Source organism: Bradyrhizobium sp. (assembly GCF_027451485.1).
Taxonomy (GTDB): Bacteria; Pseudomonadota; Alphaproteobacteria; order Rhizobiales; family Xanthobacteraceae; genus Bradyrhizobium.
In genome coordinates this window covers 1-3,020 of record NZ_DAIDJE010000162.1, presented here as the reverse complement: position 1 = coordinate 3,020, position 3,020 = coordinate 1, and the positions used below count along the sequence as shown (strand labels likewise).

At 63.5% G+C, this 3,020-nt stretch carries 1 protein-coding gene and 1 pseudogene; one reads left to right on the top strand and one right to left on the bottom strand.

The genetic code is table 11. The features are described from left to right. Positions 1–346 (top strand): annotated as a pseudogene (locus NEZ08_RS20000) (hypothetical protein); the annotation flags it as partial. 76 nt (positions 347–422) lie between these two features. On the opposite strand, the gene NEZ08_RS19995 reads toward NEZ08_RS20000, so the two are convergent. Further along, positions 423–2,798 carry a xanthine dehydrogenase family protein molybdopterin-binding subunit gene (locus tag NEZ08_RS19995; RefSeq protein WP_298110738.1) on the bottom strand — a complete coding sequence of 792 codons (2,376 nt, stop codon included), beginning with the start codon at positions 2,796–2,798 and terminating at the stop codon, positions 423–425. Positions 2,799–3,020: the final 222 nt, after the last annotated feature.

Genomic DNA, 3,020 nt, shown 5'->3' with positions numbered 1-3,020 from the left:
CGGTGACGCCGCGGACGAATATCTCGACGAGGTGCGTGAGGTCGACGGGATCTACGTACGTGAGGGCCTCGGCCATCCCGGGCTGTTGCAGCGGGTGATGAACAAGGTGCTGGTTGACAACGCCATCCTGGGGCCGTGGATTCATGTCGGCAGCCGGATGCAGCTATTGAATGCGGCGCGCCGCGGCGACGAATTGAGCGCGCACGCCAGGGTCACCGATAATTACGAGAAGAAGGGCCATCGCTTCGTCGAACTGGATGCGCTGGTCGTTGGCAACGGCATCACGCCGCTGGCGCACTGCAGGCATGTGGCGATCTATCAGCCGCGCGAGCAGGCGGCGGCGTAGCTCTCGCACCCCGGACGCGACGCGTTGCGCAGCATTCGGGAACGCAAGTCGGCCATCGCGAAGGCGCGCTATGATCTCACGCCGCCTTCACCTTGGCGTCCCGAATGGCACGCCAGACCCGCTCAGGCGTCAGTGGCATATCGACATGAGTGATGCCCAACTCCGACAGCGCATCGAGCACCGCATTGGCCAGCGTTGACAGCGAGCCGGCACATCCCGCTTCGCCACAGCCCTTGGTGCCCAGCGGATTGGATTTGGCCGGCACCGGGTGGTCGCCGATCTCCATATGGGGAATGTCCTCGGCTCGCGGCAGCGCGTAGTCCATGAATGAGCCGGTGATCGGCTGGCCGCTGGCGTCGTAGCTGACATGCTCCATGAAGGCCTGACCAACGCCCTGGGCGACGCCGCCGTGCAACTGGCCCGCCACCAGCATCGGATTGACCACCGTTCCGAAATCGTTGACGCCGGTGTAGCGCACAATGTCGACGATGCCCGTTTCAGGATCGATCTCGACTTCGGCAACGTGGCAGCCATTGGGGAACGTCGAGGGCACCGGGCCCGTCGTGTGATCGACGTCGAGCGAGGAGGGCACACCCTCCGGCATCTTGCCTTCACGCAGACGGCGCGAGAGCTCCATGATGTCGATCGAGCGGTCCGTGCCGGCGATGGTGAAACGGCCGTCGGCAAAGTCGATATCGCCTTCGGCGGCTTCCATCAGATGCGCCGCGGCGCGCTTGCCCTTTTCGATGACGAGCTTTGAAGCCTCAACGATCGCCATGCCGCTGGCGGTGATCGAACGCGAACCGCCGGTGCCGTTGCCGGTATGGACGAGATCGCTGTCGCCCTGTTCGAGCTTGATGCGCTCGAAGGGAATGCCGAGCTGTGAAGCCAGCACCTGCGCGAAGGGCGTGGCGTGGCCCTGGCCATAGTCAAGGGTGCCGGTGATGATCTTCACCGAGCCGTCGTCCTCGAACACGATCTTGCCGAGTTCGACATTGGGCGGCGCGGTGACTTCGAGATAGGAGCCGACGGCGATGCCGCGCAGCTTGCCGCGCTTGCGGCTTTCCTTCTTGCGCTTGGCGAAATTCGCGTGGTCGGAGATTTCCAGCGCCTTGTCGAATACGCCCTGGAAGTCGCCGCTGTCATAGACCATCCCCGAAGAGGCATTGAAGGGAATCTGCGCCGGCTTGATGAAGTTGCGCTTGCGAAGCGTCAGGCGGTTGATGCCCATCTCGTCGGCCGCGCGATCGATCAGCCGCTCCATGAAGTAGTTCGCCTCGGGCCGCCCGGCGCCGCGATAGGCGCCCATCAGCGTGGTATTGGTCAGCACCGTCTTTATATCGACGGCCATGACCGGCGTGCGGTAAACGCTGGCGATGTTCTTGCCGATGTTGAGAGACAGGGGCTGCGGCGCGACGCCGGTGATGTAGGCACCCAGGTTGCCGTAGCCCGAAACCTTGACGGCGAGGAACCTGCCCTCGGCGTCGAGCGCCAGCTCGCAATGGATCTTCTGCGCGCGGCCGTGGCTGTCGGACAGGAAACTGGTCGAGCGCTCGTCGGTCCACTTGACGGGTCGCCCCAGCGCCTTTGCCGCATGCAGGATGCAGACATATTCGGGATAGTTGATGTTCTTCATGCCGAACGAGCCGCCGACGTTGGCGGTGAGCAGATGCACCTTCTCGTTCGGCACCTTCAGGATGTTCTTGGCGAGACCGACGCGGTTGGCGGCGACGCCTTGGGTCGGAACCTGAATCGTGAAGCGCTCGCTCGCCTTGTCATAGGAGGCGAGCGCCGCGCGGGGTTCCATCGCCACCACCGCAACACGGTTGTTGATCACGTCGATCTTGGTGACGTGAGCGGCGCTCTTGAAGGCCGCTTCCACCTTCTCGGCATCGCCGAAGTGGTAGTCGAGCGCGACGTTGTTGGGGATGTGATCGTAGAGCTGCGGCGCGCCGGGCTGGGCTGCTTCCTCCGGATCGGTGACCGCGGGCAGGGGATCGATATCGACCTCGACTGCCTCGGCGGCGTCACGGGCCTGGATCAGGGTTTCCGCGACGACAAAGGCGACTGGATCGCCGACGTAGCGCACCTTGTCGGTCATCAACGCCGTCCGGTTGGTCTGGTGCAGCGGTGTGCCGTCGCGGCTCTTCAGCGGCAGCGCGCAGGTGAAGGGACCGTAACCGGCGGCAACCAGATCGGCGCCGGTCCATACGCCGAGCACGCCCGGCATCGCTTTTGCGGCCTCGGTGTCGATGCGACGGATCACGCCATGGGCATGGCTGGACCGGACGATCCAGGCATACGCTTGGCGGGGCAGGCTGAAATCGTCGGTATATTTGCCCTTGCCGCGGACCAGCGTGTCATCCTCCTTGCGGCGGACCGGCTGGCCCACCCCGTATTTTTGCAGTGCAAGAGCGTTTTCGAGGGAGGTGGGGGAGGTGTGATCTTGCATCGAAATATCCAAAATGGCCGTCTTTTCTGCGATTTGCAGCCTTGACCCCAATAAACCACGCTTTTAGCTGCGACAACGGCTGATTGGGCATGCCTAATATAGGGATTGCTGCACCGCCCTTGCCACTCGCTTCGCCACTGCTAGAGTTGGTCCGAAACGGACATTCCTCGGCGGGCGCTGGCCCCGAGTGGGCGCTGGCCCCGAGAAAGACATTTGGATGAA

Coding starts and splice junctions, on each gene's coding strand:
- NEZ08_RS19995 (WP_298110738.1), bottom strand. CDS start 2,798: ATGCAAGATCACACCTCCCCCACCTCCCTCGAAAACGCTCTTGCACTG.